The sequence below is a fragment of the Streptomyces cinerochromogenes genome, assembly GCF_014648635.1.
In the GTDB taxonomy this organism is placed as follows: Bacteria; Actinomycetota; Actinomycetes; order Streptomycetales; family Streptomycetaceae; genus Streptomyces; species Streptomyces cinerochromogenes.
The window spans coordinates 26,977-47,414 of record NZ_BMRM01000002.1; the positions used below are offsets into that span (position 1 = coordinate 26,977).

Annotated in this window: 16 protein-coding genes; 9 read left to right on the forward strand and 7 right to left on the reverse strand. The window is 71.3% G+C overall.

The annotated features are described in order from the left end of the window. The first annotated feature begins 96 nt into the window (after window positions 1–96). The 3 genes from IEZ20_RS03895 to IEZ20_RS03905 all read left to right on the forward strand — a co-directional run bounded on the left by IEZ20_RS03895 (window position 97) and on the right by IEZ20_RS03905 (window position 5,025). A complete protein-coding gene (locus IEZ20_RS03895; protein ID WP_189294680.1) occupies window positions 97–1,284 on the forward strand; it encodes an LCP family protein in 1,188 nt (395 codons plus the stop codon). A 239-nt stretch (window positions 1,285–1,523) separates the two neighbouring features. Continuing rightward, a complete protein-coding gene (locus IEZ20_RS03900; RefSeq protein WP_189294681.1) occupies window positions 1,524–3,278 on the forward strand; it encodes an LCP family protein in 1,755 nt (584 codons plus the stop codon). A gap of 82 nt (window positions 3,279–3,360) precedes the next feature. Then, window positions 3,361–5,025: an LCP family protein gene (locus tag IEZ20_RS03905; protein WP_229895863.1), complete on the forward strand. Its 1,665-nt coding sequence runs from the start codon at window positions 3,361–3,363 to the stop codon at window positions 5,023–5,025. A gap of 114 nt (window positions 5,026–5,139) precedes the next feature. Here the strand turns inward: IEZ20_RS03905 and IEZ20_RS03910 are convergent, their stop codons facing one another. Beyond that, entirely contained in the window at window positions 5,140–6,168 is a 1,029-nt protein-coding gene (locus tag IEZ20_RS03910) for a glycosyltransferase family 2 protein (protein ID WP_189294682.1), read from the reverse strand. Window positions 6,169–6,296: 128 nt separating this feature from the next. Between IEZ20_RS03910 and IEZ20_RS03915 the strand changes: the two genes are divergently transcribed. After that, the gene (locus IEZ20_RS03915; RefSeq protein WP_444545253.1) at window positions 6,297–7,817 is read left to right on the forward strand and encodes an LCP family protein; all 1,521 of its coding nucleotides are present in this window, start codon (window positions 6,297–6,299) and stop codon (window positions 7,815–7,817) included. Between the two features lie 31 nt (window positions 7,818–7,848). Here IEZ20_RS03915 and IEZ20_RS03920 read toward each other — a convergent pair whose 3' ends face one another. Beyond that, window positions 7,849–8,409, reverse strand: coding sequence for an acyl-CoA thioesterase (locus IEZ20_RS03920; RefSeq protein ID WP_189294683.1), 561 nt, complete (start codon window positions 8,407–8,409; stop codon window positions 7,849–7,851). Window positions 8,410–8,528: 119 nt separating this feature from the next. On the opposite strand from IEZ20_RS03920, the gene IEZ20_RS03925 reads away from it, so the two are divergent. Then, window positions 8,529–9,854: an LCP family protein gene (locus IEZ20_RS03925; protein ID WP_189294684.1), complete on the forward strand. Its 1,326-nt coding sequence runs from the start codon at window positions 8,529–8,531 to the stop codon at window positions 9,852–9,854. 63 nt (window positions 9,855–9,917) lie between these two features. On the opposite strand, the gene IEZ20_RS03930 is transcribed toward IEZ20_RS03925, so the two are convergent. Next, window positions 9,918–10,280 carry a four-helix bundle copper-binding protein gene (locus tag IEZ20_RS03930; RefSeq protein ID WP_189294685.1) on the reverse strand — a complete coding sequence of 121 codons (363 nt, stop codon included), beginning with the start codon at window positions 10,278–10,280 and terminating at the stop codon, window positions 9,918–9,920. Window positions 10,281–10,597: 317 nt separating this feature from the next. Here IEZ20_RS03930 and IEZ20_RS03935 point away from each other — a divergent pair, with 317 nt between their 5' ends. Continuing rightward, complete coding sequence (locus IEZ20_RS03935; RefSeq protein WP_189294686.1) at window positions 10,598–13,684, forward strand: GDSL-type esterase/lipase family protein; 3,087 nt, start codon at window positions 10,598–10,600, stop codon at window positions 13,682–13,684. A gap of 155 nt (window positions 13,685–13,839) precedes the next feature. On the opposite strand, the gene IEZ20_RS03940 is transcribed toward IEZ20_RS03935, so the two are convergent. Then, on the reverse strand, window positions 13,840–14,997 hold the full coding sequence (locus tag IEZ20_RS03940) for an acyl-CoA dehydrogenase (RefSeq protein WP_268253026.1): 1,158 nt from the start codon (window positions 14,995–14,997) through the stop codon (window positions 13,840–13,842). Between the two features lie 181 nt (window positions 14,998–15,178). On the opposite strand from IEZ20_RS03940, the gene IEZ20_RS03945 reads away from it, so the two are divergent. Then, entirely contained in the window at window positions 15,179–16,522 is a 1,344-nt protein-coding gene (locus tag IEZ20_RS03945; protein ID WP_189294687.1) for a UDP-glucose dehydrogenase family protein, read from the forward strand. A 95-nt stretch (window positions 16,523–16,617) separates the two neighbouring features. Here the strand turns inward: IEZ20_RS03945 and IEZ20_RS03950 are convergent, their stop codons facing one another. Next, entirely contained in the window at window positions 16,618–17,124 is a 507-nt protein-coding gene (locus IEZ20_RS03950) for a CGNR zinc finger domain-containing protein (RefSeq protein WP_189294688.1), read from the reverse strand. 86 nt (window positions 17,125–17,210) lie between these two features. On the opposite strand from IEZ20_RS03950, the gene IEZ20_RS03955 reads away from it, so the two are divergent. Then, window positions 17,211–17,579 carry a VOC family protein gene (locus IEZ20_RS03955; protein ID WP_189294689.1) on the forward strand — a complete coding sequence of 123 codons (369 nt, stop codon included), beginning with the start codon at window positions 17,211–17,213 and terminating at the stop codon, window positions 17,577–17,579. 32 nt (window positions 17,580–17,611) lie between these two features. Next, window positions 17,612–18,004, forward strand: a complete 393-nt coding sequence (locus IEZ20_RS03960; protein ID WP_189294690.1) for a VOC family protein — start codon at window positions 17,612–17,614, stop codon at window positions 18,002–18,004. Window positions 18,005–18,008: 4 nt separating this feature from the next. Here the strand turns inward: IEZ20_RS03960 and IEZ20_RS03965 are convergent, their stop codons facing one another. Both IEZ20_RS03965 and IEZ20_RS03970 read right to left on the reverse strand, forming a co-directional pair. Then, window positions 18,009–19,112 carry a dipeptidase gene (locus IEZ20_RS03965; RefSeq protein ID WP_189294691.1) on the reverse strand — a complete coding sequence of 368 codons (1,104 nt, stop codon included), beginning with the start codon at window positions 19,110–19,112 and terminating at the stop codon, window positions 18,009–18,011. A 129-nt stretch (window positions 19,113–19,241) separates the two neighbouring features. Then, a complete protein-coding gene (locus IEZ20_RS03970) occupies window positions 19,242–20,435 on the reverse strand; it encodes a dipeptidase (RefSeq protein WP_189295321.1) in 1,194 nt (397 codons plus the stop codon). Window positions 20,436–20,438: the final 3 nt, after the last annotated feature.

Consider the following 20,438-nt stretch of genomic DNA (forward strand, 5'->3'; position numbering starts at 1 on the left):
GTTCGGAGTAACAAAGGGCGCTCCCGGCCCCCCTCCCCCGCCATCGTCGTAAGTGCAGGACGCGACGTTCGTACGCCATGAGGGGATGGCCCCACCGTGACCGACACCGCAGGCAGGCCCCTCGGTCCCGGTCCGGGAGCGGGGGCCTCGGCCACCGGCGACGGGCTGGCACGGCGTCGCCGGCGGCGTTGGCTGCACGGCGGCTCGCTGGGGGCCGCCGTCCTCCTGGTCGCGGCCGCCGGGGCCGGCTGGGCCGTGTACGCCAAGCTCAGCGCCAACATCACCGCGGACGACGCCGCTGCCGCCGAACTCGCCCGGTACGAGCGGGAGCGGCCCACCGCGCTGGTGAAGGACGCGCAGAACATCCTGCTGATCGGGTCCGACACGCGGGCCGGGGACGGCAACTCCAAGTACGGCAGGGACCTCGGCAGCGAGCGGTCGGACACCACGATCCTGCTGCACCTGGCCGCCGACCGGCACAGTGCCACGGCCGTCTCGCTGCCCCGGGACCTGATGGTGGACATCCCGGGCTGCCGGCAGGCGGACGGCAGGCGCAGCGACCCGGTGTTCGCGATGTTCAACCACGCCTTCCAGGTGGGCGGTTCGGCGTGCACGATCCGGACCGTCGAGAAGCTGACCGGCATCCGCGTGGACCATCACATGGTCGTGGACTTCCACGGGTTCAAGGAGATGGTGGACGCCGTCGACGGCGTCGAGGTGTGCCTGAAGGAGCCCATCGACGACGAGGCGGCGAAGCTGCGGCTGCCCGCGGGGAAGGTCACGCTCGACGGGGAGCAGGCGCTCGGGTTCGTACGGGCCCGCAAGTCGCTCGGGAACGGCAGCGACACCGAGCGGATGGAGCGGCAGCAGCGCTTCCTCGGCGCGCTCGTCAACAAGGTGCAGAGCAACGACGTCCTGCTGAACCCGGTGAAGCTGTACCCGGTGCTGGACGCGGCGACCTCCGCGCTGACCACCGACCCGGAACTTGCCAGTCTGCGCGGTTTGTACCAGTTGGTGCGAGGGCTGCGTGACATCCCCACCGAACAGACCCGGTTCCTGACCGTGCCGAGGGAGTCGTACGTCTACGACGCCAACCGTGACCAACTGGTGGAGCCGGAGGCCGAGAAGCTGTTCGCACGGCTGCGGAACGACCAGCCGGTGAGGGTGAGCCCGGAGAATTCACAGAAGGTTCCCGGTGCGGACACAGGGTCGGGCGGCCCGGACGGCCCCTCGCCCGCGCCCACGTTCCGCGGGAACACCGCCGCCGAACAGACTTGTGAGTGAGCGCGCGGCGTAAAGGGAGAACTTCCGTTCAGAAAATGAGGGGGATTGCCCGGTTGTAGGCAGGTGGAATTTGTCACCGGCGTCGCTCGACGCTGAACTGGGCGGATAGTGTGAGCGATCCGGTGCACCTGGCCGCGAGGTCCGACGGACTTTGTCGGGGCTGTGCACTGATTCACCGAGACCCGAGCGCCTTGTAGGGGGAAGGCGCCGCGTGGCCCCGACGGAGGATTCGGACAACCGTGGACGCGCAAGGCCGTGGGCGGGCGGACAACATCGACCCCGCAGACCAGTGGGTACTCAATCCGAACACCGGCGAATACGAACTGCGACTGAGCCCTTCCGCAGCGCAGTCGCCGGTTCCCGGACCGCGCAGACCGACCTCCCGGGACGGTGGTGCGACGGGCGGGCGTACGCGGCGGCCGGCCGGGGAGACCCGGCAGTCGTCCCGCGCGCGCGACGCCGAGGTGCCGGCCCCGCGCTCGGCCCGCCGCCGGGCCGCCGAGCCCGAGGCACCCCAGGGGCGGCGCGCGTCCCGGCGGCCGGTGAAGAAGAAGTCGACGGCGAAGAAGGTCCTGCTGTGGACCGGCGGCTCCATGGCCTTCGTCCTGGTCGCCGTGACGGCCGCCGGCTACCTCTACATCAAGCACCTGAACGACAACATCACGTCCGTGTCCGACGACGGCGCCGGCACCGGCGGCTTCAGCAAGGACGAGGCGATCAACATCCTGCTGATCGGCACGGACAAGCGCACCGGCAAGGGCAACGAGGGCTACGGCGACTCGGGCAGCGTCGGCCACGCCGACACCACGATCCTGCTGCACGTCTCCAAGGACCGGTCCAACGCGACCGCGCTGAGCATCCCGCGTGACCTGATCGTGAACATCCCGGACTGCCCGACCCAGCAGGAAGACGGCAGCCAGAAGGTCATCCCGGGCTCCGAGGGCGTCCGCTTCAACACGAGCCTCGGGCAGGACGACCGTACGCCGAGCTGCACCATGCGCACGGTGACCGAGCTGACCGGGATCAAGCCGGACGACTTCATGGTGGCGGACTTCAACGCGGTCAAGACGCTGACCGAGGCGGTCGACGGCGTCGACGTGTGCCTGGCCAAGGACATCGACGACCCGGACTCCCACCTGAAGCTGGGCAAGGGCACCCACAAGATCTCCGGCGAGCAGGCGCTGGCGTTCGTGCGCACCCGGCACTCCGTCGGCTTCGGCGGCGACCTGAGCCGCATCGGGCTCCAGCAGCAGTTCCTCGGCGCGCTGATGCGCAAGCTGAAGGGCAACGCCACGCTCACCAGCCCGACGAAGATGCTGAAGCTGGCGGAGGCGGGCACCAAGGCCCTCACCGTGGACGACAAGCTGGACAGCATCGGCAAGCTGAAGGACCTCGGTCTGGAGCTGGGCAAGCTCAACCCGAAGAACCTCACCTTCACCACGGTGCCGGTGGTGGACAACCCGGCGGAGAAGGTCAAGTCCACCGTCGTCCTCAACGAGTCGAAGGCCCCGGCGGTGTTCGACGCCATCAAGAACGACGTCTCCTTCACCGACGTGAAGAAGAAGCAGAAGGCGGAGAAGAACGCCCAGGCCGCCCGCCTCAAGGGCACCAAGGCGCCCGCCTCCGAGGTGCGGGTGCGCATCCTCAACGGCGGGGCCGCGCCCGGCAGCGCGCAGGCGGTGCTGAGCTGGCTGCAGAACGACGAGGGCGTGACCAAGTCGGAGAACGACGGCAACGCACCCGCCCCGTCGAGCAGGACCACGCTGGAGTACGCGCCCGACCAGGCGGCCCAGGCGCGCCGGCTGGCTGCGATCATGGGCCTGTCCGGGGCCGCGCTGAAACCGGGCAAGAGCGTGACCAACGCCCAGGGACTGCCGGCGATGACGCTGACCCTGGGCAAGGACTTCAAGGGTGCGGGGGTCTCCCTCACGCCGTCGGCCAAGGCTCCGGACGTCGACAAGTCCACGGCAGACAAGGTGAAGTGCGCCTCGTAGGTAACCCAAGGGGCCCGTCGTGCGTCTAACCCGACGCGGGACGGGCCCGTTGCTTGGCGCAAGGGTGGGGAGGGCAGGGAGTTTGGCGCAGAGCGAGGTGCGCGGGGAGGCTCCGGCGGTCGAGGACACGATGTCGCTCACGCCGAAGACCACGGACACGCCGGCACGTTCCGGACGGCGCGGGCGCGGCGGCGCGGGCGGGCGGCGGGCCGGCGGTCCCAAAGTCGACAGACGGCGGCGCAGACGGCGCGTGCTGCGCTGGTCGGCGACCGTGCTGGCGGTGGTGATACTCGGCACCGCGGGCGCCGGATACCTGTACTACCAGCATCTCAACAGCAACATCCAGAAGGGCAAGCGCGCCAACGGCGACGATTCCAAGGCCCACCGTACGGCGCCCAACGCGGCCGGCCAGACACCGCTCAACATCCTGCTGATCGGCTCCGACAGCCGGAACTCCAAGGAGAACCTGAAGCTCGGCGGCAGCAGGGACCACGTCGGCGACCCGCCGCTCGGGGACGTGCAGATGCTCATCCACCTCTCCGCGGACCGCAAGAGCGCCTCCATGGTCAGCATCCCGCGGGACACCCGGGTGCACATCCCCGAGTGCAAGGACCCCGAGAACGGCAAGGTCTACCCCGAGACGACCGACATCATCAATGTCACCCTCGCCCGCGGCGGGGCCGGCTGCACGCTGCTCACCTGGGAGGACCTCACCGGGGTCTACATCGACCACTGGATGACGATCGACTTCGCGGGTGTGGTGCGGATGGCGGACGCCATCGGCGGTGTCGAGGTGTGCGTGAAGCAGAACGTCTGGGACCACTCCACGCCCAGTCAGCGCGGCGGCTCCGGCCTGAAGCTGACGGAGGGACCGCACAAGGTCAAGGGCGAGCAGGCCCTGCAGTGGCTGCGCACCCGGCACGCCTGGGGCAGCGACCTGATGCGGGCCCGCGCCCAGCACATGTACCTGAACTCGATGATCCGCACGCTGAAGAAGCAGAGCGTGTTCACCGACACCGGCCGGCTGACGGACCTGGCCGAGGCGGCCACCAAGTCCCTGAAGGTCTCCGAGGAGATCGGCACGGTCAAGAAGCTGTACGACCTGGGCATGGAGATGAAGTCCGTGCCGACGGACCGTGTGACGAGCCTGACGATGCCCAACGTCCCGGACCCGAACGACCCCGACAACCACGTCGTACCGGACAAGGCCAAGGCCGACCGGGTGTGGCAGATGCTCCGGGACGACGTGCCGTTCGACAAGAACGGCGGGAAGTCCGACGGGAAGAAGGACGCGGGCAAGGACAAGTCCGCGAAGAAGCCCTCGCTCGACGCGGCCCGGCTCGGGGTGCTGGTGCAGAACGCCACCCGGACCTCCACCGAGCCCGCGGTGCGGCAGCGGGCGTCGGCGATCGGCCAGGAGCTGGTGGGCAAGGGCTACGCCCGGGCGCAGGCGGACGCCTCGGGGAGCCTCGCCGAGGACAAGACGGTGGTGCGGTACCCGAGCGCGGACCTCGAGGGTGACGCGCAGGCCGTCGCGAAGGCGCTGGGCATCCCGATGAGCCAGGTGCAGAAGTCGACCGACGTGTCGGGGGTCACGGTCGTCGTGGGCGCGGACTGGCGCACGGGCAGCGCCTACCCCAAGCAGTCCGAGCCGAAGGCGGGCGACCTGCCCGAGGGCACCGACGCCGTCAACGCCTCGGACAAGGCGGACTGCATGGACGTGTACAAGCCCTACCAGTGGCACTGACGAAACCCGCGTACGCGAAGGGCCCCTCCCCGGTCCGGGGAGGGGCCCTTCGTGGTCCGGAGCCCTGGGTGGTCCAGAGTGGTTCAGGGTGGTCCAGGGTCCTTCGCGGTCGCGTCAGACGGGGTCGAGGACCGCGGGCCGCCGGGAGGCGATGACCTTCCTCGCCAGGGACTTCGGGCTGGTCAGGAAGCCCCAGCCCCAGGACATGTGCATGGTGGCGAGGGCCACCGGGATCTGCAGCCGGGCCTTCAGGGGCAGCCCCTTGCCGGCCGGGACGGAGCCCGCGGCGATCGCGGCCAGGTAGCCGGCCGGGACCACGAGGCCCCACGGGGTCAGCGCCGCGCCGACGACCAGGCCCGCCGCTATCGCGCACACCGCCGTCGGCGGGGCGAGGTAGCGCAGGTTGATGGAGCCGGAGTGGTAGCGGGCGACGACGTGCCGCCAGCGGCCGTAGTCCTTGTACTGCTTGGCCAGCGCCCGCACCGACGGCCGCGGCCGGTACGACACCCTGAGCTCGGGCGAGAACCAGATGAGCCCGCCCGCCTCGCGGATCCGGAAGTTCAGCTCCCAGTCCTGGGCGCGGATGAACTCCTCGTTGTAGCCGCCCTGCTGCTCCAGCGCCTCACGGCGGAAGACACCCAGGTAGACCGTCTCGGCGGGGCCGGCCTGGCCACCGGTGTGGAAGGCCGCGTTGCCGACGCCGATCTTCGAGGTCATCGCGGCGGCGACCGCGTGCTCCCAGTCGTTCTCGCCCTCGGCGTGCATGATGCCGCCGACGTTCTGGGCGCCGGTCTCCTCCAGGAGGCGCACGGCGGTCGCGATGTAGTTCGGCGAGAGCATGCCGTGGCCGTCGACCCGGACCACGATCGGGTGCCGGGACGCCTTGATCGCCGCGTTCAGCGCGGCCGGGGTGCGGCCGGTCGGGTTCGGGACGGTGTGCACGCGCGCGTCTTCCGCCACGAGCTGGGCCGCGATCTCGTCCGTGCGGTCCGTGGACGGACCGAGGGCGATCACGACCTCCATCTCGCCGGCGTACTCCTGCGCGAGGATCGCTTCGACGGCCCCGCGCAGATGCCGCTCCTCGTTGAGGACGGGCATGATCACTGACACGGCGGGGAGCCGCACGTCGGGCTTGGCGTTCATAGGGGCCTCACGTTACCGCGAACGGGGGACACGGATGCGCGCCGCCGGGCCTGCGGCGCGGGCTGGAGATCGTATCGGCCTACTGTGCTCACGGATCCCACGTACGGCCTCGTCCGGAGGTGTCCTCCTTGCCCAGCCCGCCCCGGTCCCCCTCCCCCACTGGCACGAGCGCGGCAGGCGCCCCCAGGCAGCGGCGCCGCCCGCAGCCGCCCCGCCGGGTGCCGCACCCGCCCGAGCGGCCGGTGCGGTCCGTCCGCCCGCCGCGGCGGCCGCGCTGGGCCATGCGGGCGGTCACCACGCTGTCGGTGGTGGTGCTCGCCTCCGCCGGGATCGGGCACGCGGTCGTCACCAGTCTGGACGCGGGCATCGCCCGGATCGACGCCTTCAAGGACATGAAGAACCGGCCGCAGGCCGGCCACGGCATGAACCTGCTGCTGGTCGGCACCGACGGCCGCGACAAGCTCAGCGAGCAGGACCGGCGCGCCTACCGGCTGGGCGGGCAGCCCTGCCACTGCACCGACACCATGATGATCGTGCACGTCTCGGAGGACCGGGAGCGGGCCACCGTGGTGAGCCTGCCGCGCGACTCCTACGCCGAGGTGCCCGCGCACGTCGACCAGAACTCCGGGCGGCGGCACGGCCCGCACCCGGTCAAGCTCAACGCTGCCTACGCCGAGGGCGGCCCCCAGCTGACCATCCGCACGGTCGAGAACATGACCCACGTGAAGATCGACCACTACCTGGAGGTCGACTTCACCAGCTTCATGCGGACCGTGGACGTGCTCGGCGGGGTCAGGGTGTGCACGCCGACGCCGCTGAAGGACAGGTACACCGGGCTCGACCTCGCTCCGGGCACGTACACCCTGCGGGGCGGGCAGGCGCTCCAGTACGTGCGCGCCCGGCACCTCGACGGCGCCAGCGACCTGGGCCGGATGAAGCGGCAGCAGCGGTTCCTGGCCTCGCTGCTCGACAAGGCGACCTCCTCCGGGGTGCTGCTGAACCCGATGCGGTTCCGGGACGTGACCCGGGCGGTGCTCGGCTCGGTCCGGGCCGACGCGGGCTTCGGCACCGACGAGCTGCTCGACCTCGGCCGGGCGATGCGGAACTTCGCGCCGTCCTCGTCCGAGTTCACCACCGTCCCCATCGGGCAGATGAACTTCCAGGTCAAGGGCATCGGCTCGACCCTGAAGTGGGACCCGGCCAAGGCGGAGCAGCTGTTCCGCTCGCTGCGCGACGACAAGCCGCTCAGCGTGGACCGGCCGCACCGCGATCCGGCGCGGGCCCCGGTGCCGGTGGAGGTGGCCCCGGACACCATCCGGGTCCAGGTGGCGAACGGCACCGGCACGGTCGGGCTGGCCAAGCGGGTCGACGCGGCGCTCGCGGCGACCGGCTTCGCCACCACCCGCCGGCCGGTGACCGCGCCCACCCATGTGCCGCGCACGGTGATCTTCTACGACCCCCGCTGGGACCGCTCCGCCCGTTCCCTGGCGGCGGCCCTGCCGGGCAGCGAGCTGCGGGCGGTGCCGGGGCAGGGGCCGCTGCTGAAGGTGACGGCGGGCGCGGACTTCAAGAACGTACGGAAGGTGCGGTTCGAGGATCCGGCGCAGCCGGAGAACAGCGTGGTGCGGGGCAACGAGGTGGTGTGCTGAGCGCCTCGGGGGCCCGTCCGAGGGAGAGGCCCTAGTCCTCGAAACCCTCAGCCGCCCTCTTCTCCCGCAGTTCCCTGATCGCCCGGCGGCGGGCCAGGCGGTGGGTGCGGCGGATCTGGGCCTCCTGGTAGCGGCGGCGGTCGCGGTCGGTCTCGGGGACGACCGGCGGCACGCGGCGCGGCTTGCCGTCGGCGTCGACGGCCGCGAAGACCAGGTAGGCCGAGCCGACCTGGGTGGCCGGGGCGGACTCGTTCCAGCGCTCGGCGAGGACCCGGACCCCGATCTCCATGGAGGTCCGGCCGGTCCAGTTCACCTGCGCCTTGACGTGGACCAGGTCACCGACGCGGACCGGCTCCAGGAACGCCATCTCGTCCATGGACGCGGTGACGGCGGGGCCGCCGGAGTGCCGGCCGGCCACCGCGCCCGCCGCGTCGTCGACGAGTTTCATGATCACTCCGCCGTGCACCGTCCCCAGCAGGTTGGTGTCGGCGTGGGTCATGATGTGGCTGAGGGTGGTGCGCGAGGCGGACGTGGGCTTGCCCGGGATGTCCGGCTCCATGTCCGGATCCCTGTCCGTGGCCTGGTCTGTCATGCCCTCCACCTTATGCCGACGGCGCATTCGCGGAATTTATGTCGGGTTCGCAACAGCAGGGCCCTGATTTTCCGACATCCCTTGTCGAGCCCGTGGCGGCGCCCTGCACACTGGGGCGCATGAATGACTGGCCCGAGGGATGGTCCGACGACAACCGCGGCCCGCGCTACGGACGCGGCAGTGCCGGCGCGCAGCCGGAGGGTGCCCGCGTGATGCGTCAGGTGCGGCGCGGCCCGGCGGTACCGCCCGGACCGCGCTCGGCGTACGGCGACCCCGGCCCGGCGGCGCCGCCGTACGGGGCCGGCGTGCCGCAGCAGCCGTCGTACGTCGACGGCCGGGGGCACGAGGAAGGCGCCGGCTACGGCGACTACGACAGCGGCTACAACACGGGCCAGGTCTACGGCGGCTCCGGCGGCCGCGGCCCGGGCGGTACCGCGGGTGCGCCCACCCGGGCACCGCGGCCCGCGCCGAACTGGCGGCGCCGGATCAAGTGGACGGCGATCACGCTGGCGACCCTGCTGGTCGTCACCTCGGTCGCGACCTACTTCTGGGCCGACTCCAAGCTGCGCCGCGAGGTGGACCTGTCCAAGGTCATCGACCGGCCGGAGGCGGGCGAGGGCACGAACTACCTGATCGTCGGCTCGGACAGCCGTGAGGGCATGTCCAAGCAGGACGAGAAGAAGCTGCACACCGGCGGCGCCGAGGGCAAGCGCACGGACTCGATGATGATCCTGCACGTCGGCGACAACGGCGACACGCTGATCTCGCTGCCGCGCGACTCGGACGTGGTGGTGCCGTCGTACCAGGGCTCGACCTCCGGGAAGACCTACCCGGCGCAGGGCCGGCACGCGAAGCTGAACGCGACCTACGCCGAGGACGGGCCGACGCTGCTGGTCCGCACGATCGAGGCCAACACCGGACTGCACATCGACCACTACGTGGAGATCGGCTTCCAGGGCTTCGCGAACATCGTGGACGCGGTCGGCGGCGTCGACATCACCATCGACAAGGGCTTCAAGGACAAGTGGTCCGGCGCCGACTTCAAGGCCGGCAAGCAGACCCTGAACGGGCAGCAGGCGCTCGCCTTCGTCCGTACCCGGCACGCGTTCGCCGCGTCCGACCTGCAGCGCACCAAGAACCAGCAGAAGTTCCTGGCCGCGCTGGCCCACCAGGTGGCCACGCCGTCGACGGTGCTGAACCCCTTCAAGTTCTACCCGACCGTGGGCGCGGGCCTGGACTCGCTGATCGTCGACAAGGACATGTCGCTGTGGGACCTGGCCTCGATGTTCTGGGCGATGAAGGGCGTCAGCGGCGGTGACGGCACGTCGATGAACATGCCGATCTCCGGCTCCGTGGGCGGCAACCTCGTCTGGGACAAGGCGAAGGTGAAGACGCTGGTGGACGAGCTGAACAAGGACGAGAAGGTCACCGTCTCCGGCAACTGACACCGTCGCGCGCACCGGGCCGAGGGCACCTTGCGGGGTGCCCTCGGCCGTGTCGCGGTGGGCTCACATGCTGGCGCCCGCCATCGCCCGGCAGGTCTCCGCGCAGCGGCGACACGCCTCGGCACAGCGCATCATCTGCTGGTCGTCCGGCATGGACATACACGCCTCGGCGCACAGGTCACAGGCCCGCGCGCAGACCGCGCACATCTCGCCGGCCATGGGGGAGCGCCGCATCATCATGTCGGCGCACATGCGGGTCGTCTCGGAGCAGTCCATGAGCGCGCGCATGACCTGCATCTGCGCCTGGCCGCCCTGCTGCATGCAGGAGCTCATGGTCTCCTCGCACATGTTGTGGCAGTTCATGCAGGCGTCGATGCAGTCCTGCATCTGCTGGGTCAGGGCGGGCATCATTCCGGACTGGGTCATGGCTCCTCCTCGGAGGCGGGGGCCCGGGACGGACCCGTGTGCTTCCGTCCTACGTCCGCACCGCCCACCCCGCACTTCGGCCTACGGCCTTCCGGACCAGCGGTCCCGTGGCGGAGGAGCAGCGCGCTGAACTCGGGAGACAACGGCATGGGCATGGCATTGTGGGCCGCTGCACGTATGGCATGTTTACGACAGAGTGGAGACGGGTTCCCCCGATGGCCGCACACACCGTTCCCCGCACGGCAGACCTGGCGGATCCGGCGTTACCGGACCGACCGCCCGGCCGGCCGGGGCCGCAAGGACCGCGTGTCCGATCCTTGTCCCTCGGCATCGTCCAGGCGCTGCTGATCGCCCTCCTGGTGGCACCGTTCACCGTCCTGGCCGCCGGCCGGGCCGATGCGGCTCCTCCTGCCGAGACCCCCTTCCTGACCTGGAACATGCAGGGAGCGAGCACACAGGGCAGGAACCTGTGGACCGACTACCTCCCGGGCATCCTCACCGACGCCCCGGCCGACGTCGTCATGCTGCAGGAGGTGGGCGCGGGCGTCCCCAACGGCGCCCAGGTCCTTCCCAATCCGCCGGGTATCGGGAACGACACGCGGGTCACGTACGCCGAATGGCACTCGAGCCAACGGCCCTCCGAGTGGTACATGGTCTTCCTTCAGACCAATGACCCGAACAACCCGCAGGCGCCGGGCGGCCGGGTGAACACCATCGTGATGTCGCGGACACCGGTGGACGCGGCCATGGTGGTGGACAACCCGCTCGGCGGGGCCCCCGGCCGACCCGCCGTCGGCATCCGGCTGGGCGATGACTGGTACTTCAGCTACCACGCGCTGAGCGGCGGCGGCGGCGACGCCGTCACCATGCTCGACCGCATCGGAGAGGCCGTCGAGCGCGACGATCGGCGGCGCAACTGGACGGTGGGCGCGGACTTCAACACCAGGCCCGACACTCTGATCGGCCGCCAGGACTACGGCCTCATCACGACCCCGGACGGCCTCCCCCCGCGCGTCCTGGCCAGCGGCCGGCCCACCCACCGCAGCCCGGACGGGGAGCAACGGGAACTCGACTACGTCGTGACGACCACCCCGCGCGGCAGCTTCGAGCCGCGCGTGCAGCCGAACCAGGGCGGCTCCGACCACAATCCGGTGTACGTCGTCCCCATGGCCGCACGGCAGGACAACGGCGGACCGCAGTTGGCCACGATGCCGGTCGGCGGTTACGCGGTCGACGGTCACAACGTCGCGCAGGACCCCTTCCACTACGCGGGTATGCGCGACCCGCTGGACCGGTGTGTGGTGCAGTCCTACAGCGACGGATGCCGGCAGTTCTGGCCCCGGACGGCCCGTTCTGCGAGGGCGGCGGACGCGAGCACGTCCACCTTCGACTACGTGGGCGCCGTGAGCCGGGGGAACGTCGCGGACGACGACAACCAGGAAGAGGCGTTCCCCGGCAAGAGCGTCGAGGAGCTGCGCCGGCACCTGGCCGGCGACCTGCGCACGTACAAGCCCAACGTCGTACTGCTGCAGATCGACGTCGCCAACGACCTGGCGAAGGGCGACGGGCCGACGGCCGGGCAGGAGGCGGACCAGCTGGGCGCGTTGCTCGACCAGGTCCACATCGTCCTGCCCAACACCACCGTGCTGGTCGGCGACCCGGTCCCGTCCAGGACGGCGGCCGTCCGGGACGAGATGTACACCGGCACCGACTCCTACGTCTCGCGGGCGAACGCGGTCATCGCCTCCAGGCTCCGGGCGGGCCACCGGATCCGGCGGGTGCCGCTCGACTTCGGCGGCGACGCCGGACACGTGGACACCGGGGAGTCCGCCGACGGGGTGCCCGACGCGGACGGCTACAAGATCATGACCAACGGCTACGCGGCCGAGCTGACCAGGTCGTGGAAGGACGGCACCATCGTCGGTCCGGGGGACGTCCTGGTGAACCCCGTCGACATGGTGGCGGACGGCACCGGCGTCGACTCCTCGAAGCCCTCGGACGGGAACACGAGCGGCTCCCCCCAGCACGTGATGGTGGTCGGCGACTCGATCAGCAACGGTTTCGAGGGCGACCACACCTGGCGCTACCGCCTGTGGCAGTGGGCCCGTGCGCAGAGCTGGAAGACCGAGTTCGTCGGGCCGCTGCACGGAACCGCGACACCCGACGAACCCCACGCACCCGAGCCGCCTCCCCCGGCCGAGGACAAACCGCCGACGGGGGACGCGCCCGGGACCTGGGACGGCGCCTACGCGCGGGACGTCAGCCCCGCCTTCCTCAAGAGCGGCGCCGATCACTACGCGATGTGGGGCCGGCGACTGGAACAGGACGTCCCGACCATCACCTCGGTCATGGAGGACCTGAAAGCCGGAGGGAAGCTCCCGGACACCCTCCTCGTCGAACTCGGCTTCAACGACATCGGGTGGCTCGGCGCCGGCGCCGACCTGACCGGGACGATGCAGAAGTTCATCGACAACGCCCGCAAGGCCAACCCCCGCGTACGGCTGGTCCTGGCCAACGTGCCCCAGCGCACCACCCTGGGCAGCGCCAATCCGAAACTCGGGGAGCGGACCCGCGCCTACGACGACGCGCTCGCCGCGAAGGTGAAGGAGTGGAGCACCGACGCCTCGCCGGCGGTCCTCGCCGACCTCGACAAGGCGATGGGCTGCGACCCCTCCGCCACCTCCTGCGCCACCACGTACGACGGACTGCACCCCAACGACCTCGGGGAGTACCGCATCGCGCGCGCCTTCGCCACGACGCTGCACGACGCGTTCGGCATCGGCACCGCACCGCCCGGCGACCCCGTCGACGTCGCCGAGCGGTTCCTCGACACCCCGGCCAACGTCACCTTCGACGGCACCCGGCAGGGTGTCACGCTCACCTGGGACAAGGTGTTCGGCGCGCACGGTTACGAGGTGCAGTGGCGCGACACCACCGCCGACCCGGACGGGGCGTGGAACTGGGCCCGCCCCGCGGCCAACCGGTGGGACATGAGCCGCCAGTACTACGGCCAGATCCACGAGGGCCACACCTATGAACTGCGGGTGCGCGCGGCCTCCGGGGACACCGTCCGGTCGGACTGGTCGGACATCACGCACGGCACCGCCCGCCCGACCACACCCGGGTATCCCAGGAACGTGAAGGCCACCGCCGGCCCCAACGGCGGTGTGCTGACCTGGGACCCGCCCACCGGAGAGCACAGCGACGGCATCACCGCGTACGCCGTGTACATGTGGGACAAGGCCGCGCCACTGGGGATCACTCGGAGCTTCAGCGTCTCCGGAACCTCGGACATCACCATCCTCCCGAAGATGCCTCCGGGCGACTACGTCGTCATGATCTCGGCGTGGAACAGGTCGGGCGAGGGCCCCATCGCCCTGAGCAACACCGTCACTTTCGACTGAGGCGGCCCGGCGGCCCCGGAGGCGACGGAGGTCGCCTGATCCGCGTACGACAACAGCCCCCGGCAGCACGCCGGGGGCTGTGTTGTTTGTACAGGTCAGTGGCCGAGGGGGCCCTTCCAGACGTTCGAAACAGCTTCTGACCTGCAAAAACCCTGCTAGGGAAGGTTCCTTGCCATCACGATCCGCTGGACCTGGTTGGTGCCCTCGTAGATCTGGGTGATCTTGGCGTCACGCATCATGCGCTCCACCGGGTAGTCGCGGGTGTAGCCGTAGCCGCCGAGGAGCTGGACGGCGTCGGTGGTGACCTCCATGGCGACGTCCGAGGCGAAGCACTTGGCGGCGGCACCCAGGTAGGTGAGGTCGGCGTCGCCGCGCTCGGAGGCGGCGGCGGCCTGGTAGGTGAGGGCACGGGCCGCCGAGATCTTCATCGACATGTCGGCGAGCATGAACTGGATGCCCTGGAAGTCGGCGATCGGCTTGCCGAACTGCTTGCGCTCCTGGACGTAGCCCTTGGCGTAGTCGAGGGCGCCCTGGGCGCAGCCGAGGGCCTGCGCGGCGATGGTGATGCGGGTGTGGTCCAGGGTCTTCATGGCCGTCATGAAGCCGGTGCCCTCCTCGCCGATCATGCGGTCGGCGGGGATGCGGACGTTGTCGAAGTAGACCTCGCGGGTCGGGGAGCCCTTGATGCCGAGCTTCTTCTCCGGGGCGCCGAAGGAGACGCCCTCGTCCGACTTCTCGACGACGAAGGCGGAGATGCCCTTCGAGCGCTTCGAGGGGTCCGTGACCGCCATGACCGTGTAGTACTCGGAGACGCCCGCGTTGGTGATCCAGCGCTTCACGCCGTTGAGCACCCAGTGGTCGCCGTCGCGGACGGCCTTGGTCTTCATGCCGGCCGCGTCCGAGCCCGCCTCCGGCTCGGAGAGGCAGTACGAGAACATCACGTCGCCCTTGGCGAGCGGGGTCAGGTACTTCTTCTTCAGCTCCTCGCCGCCGGAGAGGATCACCGGGAGCGAGCCGAGCTTGTTCACCGCGGGGATGAGGGAGGAGGAGACGCAGGCGCGGGCGACCTCCTCGATCACGATGACCGTGGCGAGCGCGTCGGCGCCGGCGCCGCCGTACTCCTCCGGGACGTGCACGGCGTGCAGGTCGTTGGCGACCAGGGCGTCGAGGGCCTCCTGCGGGAAGCGCGCCTCCTCGTCCACCGCCGCGGCGTACGGCGCGATCTTCGCCTCGACCAGCGAACGGACGGCGTCCCGGAGCATGTCGTGCTCCTCGGACGGGCGGTACAGGTCGAAGTCAGCCGATCCGGCCACGGTCTCTCACGCTCCAAAGACGCAGTGATACTGACGCTAATTACCGTTAAGTAACTCAAATTTTAGAGCCCCGCTCCGACCCCGCCTACGTGAGCTACACGACAGCGGGGAAATTGCCCGCCGGGGCGCCCGACTATGCTCGGGGGCCGCATCACCGACGTACCCGAGCTGGAGCGCATCCATGAGCCTGAAGATCACCGTGATCGGCACCGGCTACCTCGGCGCCACACACGCCGCGGCCATGGCCGAGCTGGGCTTCGAGGTGCTGGGCCTGGACGTCGTACCGGAGAAGATCGCCATGCTGGAGCGCGGCGAGACACCCATGTACGAGCCGGGGCTCCAGGAGCTGCTGCGCCGGCACGTCGCCGGGATCGAGGGGTCCACCGGGCGGCTGCGGTTCACCGTGGACTGGGCGGAGGCCGGCGCCTTCGGCGATGTGCACTTCGTGTGCGTGAACACCCCGCAGAAGCACGGCGAGTACGCGTGCGACATGAGTTACGTCGACTCCGCGATCGCCTCCCTCGCCCCCCATCTGCACGGCCCCGCGCTGGTCGTCGGCAAGTCGACGGTGCCGGTGGGCTCCGCCGACCGGCTGGCCGCCTACCTCGCCGAGCACGCCCCGGCCGGCGCCGACGCCGAGCTGGCCTGGAACCCGGAGTTCCTGCGCGAGGGCTTCGCCGTCCAGGACACCCTGCACCCGGACCGGATCGTCGTGGGCGTGCGCAGCGAGCGCGCGGAGAAGCTGCTGCGCGAGGTGTACGCCGGCCCGGTCGGCGAGGGCACGCCGTTCGTCGTCACCGACTTCCCGACCGCCGAACTGGTGAAGACGGCCGCGAACTCCTTCCTCGCCACCAAGATCTCCTTCATCAACGCGATGGCGGAGGTGTGCGAGGCCGGCGGCGGTGACGTGGCGAAGCTCGCGGAGGCCATCGGGTACGACGACCGGATCGGCCGCAAGTTCCTGCGCGCCGGCATCGGCTTCGGCGGCGGCTGCCTGCCCAAGGACATCCGGGCGTTCATGGCCCGCGCGGGCGAGCTGGGCGCCGACCAGGCGCTGACCTTCCTGCGCGAGATCGACTCCATCAACATGCGCCGGCGCGGCGCGATGGTCGAGATGGCCCGGGAGGCGCTCGGCGGCGGCTCCTTCCTCGGCAAGCGGGTCGCGGTGCTCGGCGCCACCTTCAAGCCCGACTCGGACGACGTCCGCGACTCGCCCGCGCTGAACGTGGCCGGCCAGATCCACCTCCAGGGCGGCCAGGTGACCGTGTACGACCCGAAGGGCATGGACAACGCCCGCAAGGTCTTCCCGACGCTGGGCTACGCCGACTCGGCGCTGTCGGCCGTCCGGGGCGCCGACATCGTGCTGCACCTGACCGAGTGGCAGGAGTTCCGCGAGCTGGACCCGGCCGCGCTCGGCGAGGCGGCGACGGCCCGGGTGATCCTCGACGGCCGCAACACCCTCGACCCCGAGCTGTGGCGGCGCGCCGGGTGGACGTACCGGGCGATGGGCCGGCCCACGGCGTAGGGCCCCGGAGGGGATCCGCATGGCGACGCCGGTTCGGCCGAGGCTCAGTCGGCCGAACCGGCGTCTGTTCGCATTCTGCACCACACCGTGCGGGCTCACGCACCCTTCGCCCGGTACCGCCGCATCTTCGCGCGGGCACCGCACACCTGCATCGAGCACCAGCGGCCGCGTCCGGCGGGGCTGCGGTCGTAGTACGCCCAGTGGCAGGTCTCGGCCTCGCACGCCTTGAGCCTGGTCCAGGTGCCGGCCACCAGCGCCTCGGCGACGGCGGCGGCGACCCGGGAGAGCAGCGGGCCCGGGTCGGCGGGCGTGAGCCGGGCCGAGCCGTCCTCCGCGTCCACGGCGACGTACAGCGGGGCCCGCGCCAGCAGGGCGCTCAGCTCGGTCACCGCGCGGTGCGGGGGGTGGCCGGCGTGGGCGAGCAGTGCCGCCCGCAGCGACTCGCGCAGGTCCCTCGCCCCGTCCAGGCCGGCCTCCGTGATCCCGAGCCGGGCACGGCCCTCCGGCGTGTCCAGCGAGTCGGTGCCCGTCTCGATGTCCAGCGTGTTCACCAGGGACTCGATCAGGGCCAGGCCACCGGGAGCGGCCGATCTCTCGCTCATGCTTGCGACGTTACCCCCGATGCGGGAGCATGCAGTAACCGTTACCGGTTACCCGCCTCTGTGGGTAACGCCAGGAGGAGGTAGACATGGCTCTCGCCAAGCTCGACGTCGTGGTGCTGGACTGTCCCGACCCCCGCGCGCTGGCCGGCTTCTACGCCGGTGTGCTCGGCGGCACGGTGGAGGCGGACCCCGGGGACGGCGCGTGGGTCGACCTGAAGGTGCCCGGCGGGCCGGCGCTCGCCTTCCAGAGGGCACCCGGGTTCGTGCCGCCGCGGTGGCCCGCGGCGGACCACTCGCAGCAGTTCCACCTGGACCTCGTGGTAGAGGACCTGGACGCGGCCGAGAAGGGGGTACTGGAGCTGGGCGCCCGGCCGCTGGACACCGAGGACCGGGAGCGGACGTTCCGTGTCTACGCCGACCCTGCGGGGCACCCGTTCTGCCTCTGCACGTGCTGACCCGTTCCGAGATCCGTTCTGGAGGAGAAACCATGGCGTCCGTGGCCCGGCTCCGCAACGTCGTCCTCGACTGTCCCGACCCGCACGCGCTGGCCGCCTTCTACGCGGCGGTGGCCGGGGGGACGCCCCAGCCGCAGGACGACGACTGGGTCGTCCTCCAGGTCCCGGACGGGCCGCGGCTGGCCTTCCAGCGGGCCGAGGGGCACACCCCGCCGGACTGGCCGCGCGCGGACCACAACGGCCAGCAGCTGCACCTCGACTTCGACGCGGGCCCGACCTGGGCGGACATCGACACGGCCCACGAACGGGTGATCGCGCTCGGCGCCCGCCCGCTGGACCTGGAGGACCGGGAGAAGAAGGACTTCCAGGTGTACGCCGACCCGGCCGGCCATCCGTTCTGCCTGTGCCGGATCGAACGGCCGTGACGCCCTAGGAGACGTCCAGCTCGGTGATCCTCGCGTTCGACGCCTCCCGGCGCTGCTGTGCCGCCCGGGCGGTGAAGTCCGCGCTGCGCAGGACCCGCTGTACGTTCCGCCAGGTCAGAAGGGACAGCTCGGTCTCGGACCAGCCGCGGCGGAGCAGCTCGGCGATCAGGTGGGGGTAGCGGGAGGCGTCGGCGAGGTCGCGGGGGTGGACGGCCCCCGAGTCGTAGGTGCCGGACAGGCCGACGCACTCGGGGCCGGCCACCCGGCGGATGTGGTCGAGGTGGTCGGCGACGTCCGGGACGGCCGGGCCGGTCTGCTCCGCGGTGAGCGGCACCATGCACAGACCCTTCGCCTCGCCCAGGGCGGCGAGCAGCCCGTCGCCCAGGTTGGCCGGGTGCGGGCGCAGGGCCCGCGCGGCCGAGCGGCTGCACAGGACGGGGGTCTTGGACAGGGCGATGGTCCGCTCGACGGTGTCCGAGGAGGCGCCGGAGACGTCGGCGAGCACGCCGAGCCGGTTCATCTCGCGCACGACCTCCTCCCCGAAGCGGGTCAGCCCGGTCTCGCCCGCCCAGGCGGTGCCGGCGAGGGTGAGCACCCGCAGCCCGAGGGCGTGCAGGATGCGCAGGAGGGCGAGGGAGTCGTCCAGGGCGGCGCCGGGGGCGGGGCCCAGCACCACGGCGACCCGGCCGCAGTTGCGGGCGTCGATGATCTGCCCTGCGGTGCGCACCAGCCGCAGGCCCTCCGGGTGGGACTCGACCACCGTGCGCACCAGGTCCAGCTGCTCCAGGGCCGCCGTCACCGCTCGGTCGGGGCCCGGCTCCTCGGGAAGGTGCAGGGACCAGAAGAGCGCGCCGACGTGCCCCTCGCGCAGCCGGGGCACATCGGTGTCGATCGCGGCCTCGCCCAGCTCCAGGTCGTACCAGGGCAGATGGCGCAGCGCCCAGGGCAGGCCGCTGTAGCCGTCGGCGACCGGGTGGGTGTCGAGCAGGGCGTGCGCGCGCTCCAGCAGCTCGCCGTCCGGCTGCTGCCGGACGAAGGGGTCGTCCGGCAGGCCGTCGTCCTCGCCGACCTCGGCGGTGGTGGGGATGTCGTCCTGGAGGTCGGCCATGGCGGGCTCCGTGCGTCGTCGTGGGCTACGTCGGTCGTGAGCTACGGCGGGCTGTGGCTGGCGTACCGACACGGTCGCACGGGACGGGGGGAGCCTTCCTGGCGAGTGGGGCGTTCGGGGGTACTCCGGTCAGCTGCTCCCGTCCGTGCCGTCCAGCGCCTCGATGGTGGCGAGGGAGGCGGGCCGGGTCGAGCGCAGGTCGCGGGCGACGTCCTCGGCCGCGCCCAGCACACGAACCGCGTTCTGCCAGGTCAGCTTGGCCAGGTCGGCCTTGGACCAGCCGCGGTCCAGCAGCTCGGCGAGGAGGTTCGGGTAGCCGGAGACGTCGTTCAGGCCGTCCGGGGTGAACGCGGTGCCGTCGTAGTCCCCGCCGATGCCCAGGTGGTCGATGCCGGCCACCTCGCGCATGTGGTCCAGGTGGTCCGCGACGGTGGACACCGTGGCGACCGGGCGGGGGTTGCGCTCCTCGAAGGCCCGGTGGACCTTCATCGCCTCGGCACTGGTGTCCAGGTGGTGCAGGCCGTGGGCGCGCAGGTTCTCGTCGGCCGCGGCCGTCCAGTCCACGGCGGCCTGGAGGACGAACTTGGGCACGAACGTCACCATGGCCACGCCGCCGTTGGCGGGCAGGCGCTCCAGGACGTCGTCGGGGATGTTGCGGGGGTGGTCGCACACCGCGCGGGCGGAGGAGTGCGAGAAGATCACCGGCGCCGAGCTGGCGTCCAGCGCGTCCCGCATCGTCGTCGCCGCCACATGGGAGAGGTCGACCAGCATGCCGAGCCGGTTCATCTCCGCCACGACCTCGCGGCCGAACGCGGACAGGCCGCCCACGTTCGGTTCGTCGGTCGCGGAGTCCGCCCAGTCCACGTTGTCGTTGTGGGTGAGCGTCATGTAGCGCACACCGAGCGCGTACAGGCCGCGCAGCGCGCCGAGGGAATTGGCGATGGAGTGGCCGCCCTCGGCGCCCATGAGCGAGGCGATACGGCCGTCCCGGCGGGCCGTCTCCAGGTCCGCGGCGGTCAGCGCGGGCGCCAGCTCGGCCGGGTAGCGCTCCAGCAGCCGGCGGACGCAGTCGATCTGCTCCAGCGTCGCCGCGACCGGCTCGGGCTCCTCGCAGGGGACGTACACCGACCAGTACTGCGCGCCGACCCCGCCGGCGCGCAGCCGCGGCAGGTCGGTGTGCAGGCGCTCGCGCTGGTCGCGGGCGATGTCGAGGGCGTCCAGGTCGTAACCGGCCTGCTTGCGCAGGGCCCAGGGCAGGTCGTTGTGCCCGTCGACCACGGGGAACTCGCGCAGCAGCGCGTGTGCTTCGTCCAGGGCGGCCACGGC

Excerpts from the sequence above, each read along its gene's own strand:
- IEZ20_RS03920 (WP_189294683.1), bottom strand. The coding sequence starts at position 8,409 with ATGACAGACCAGGCCACGGACAGGGATCCGGACATGGAGCCGGACATC.
- IEZ20_RS03945 (WP_189294687.1), top strand. The coding sequence starts at position 15,179 with ATGAGCCTGAAGATCACCGTGATCGGCACCGGCTACCTCGGCGCCACA.
- IEZ20_RS03965 (WP_189294691.1), bottom strand. The coding sequence starts at position 19,112 with ATGGCCGACCTCCAGGACGACATCCCCACCACCGCCGAGGTCGGCGAG.
- IEZ20_RS03930 (WP_189294685.1), bottom strand. The coding sequence starts at position 10,280 with ATGACCCAGTCCGGAATGATGCCCGCCCTGACCCAGCAGATGCAGGAC.
- IEZ20_RS03955 (WP_189294689.1), top strand. The coding sequence starts at position 17,211 with ATGGCTCTCGCCAAGCTCGACGTCGTGGTGCTGGACTGTCCCGACCCC.
- IEZ20_RS03950 (WP_189294688.1), bottom strand. The coding sequence starts at position 17,124 with ATGAGCGAGAGATCGGCCGCTCCCGGTGGCCTGGCCCTGATCGAGTCC.
- IEZ20_RS03910 (WP_189294682.1), bottom strand. The coding sequence starts at position 6,168 with ATGAACGCCAAGCCCGACGTGCGGCTCCCCGCCGTGTCAGTGATCATG.
- IEZ20_RS03960 (WP_189294690.1), top strand. The coding sequence starts at position 17,612 with ATGGCGTCCGTGGCCCGGCTCCGCAACGTCGTCCTCGACTGTCCCGAC.
- IEZ20_RS03925 (WP_189294684.1), top strand. The coding sequence starts at position 8,529 with ATGAATGACTGGCCCGAGGGATGGTCCGACGACAACCGCGGCCCGCGC.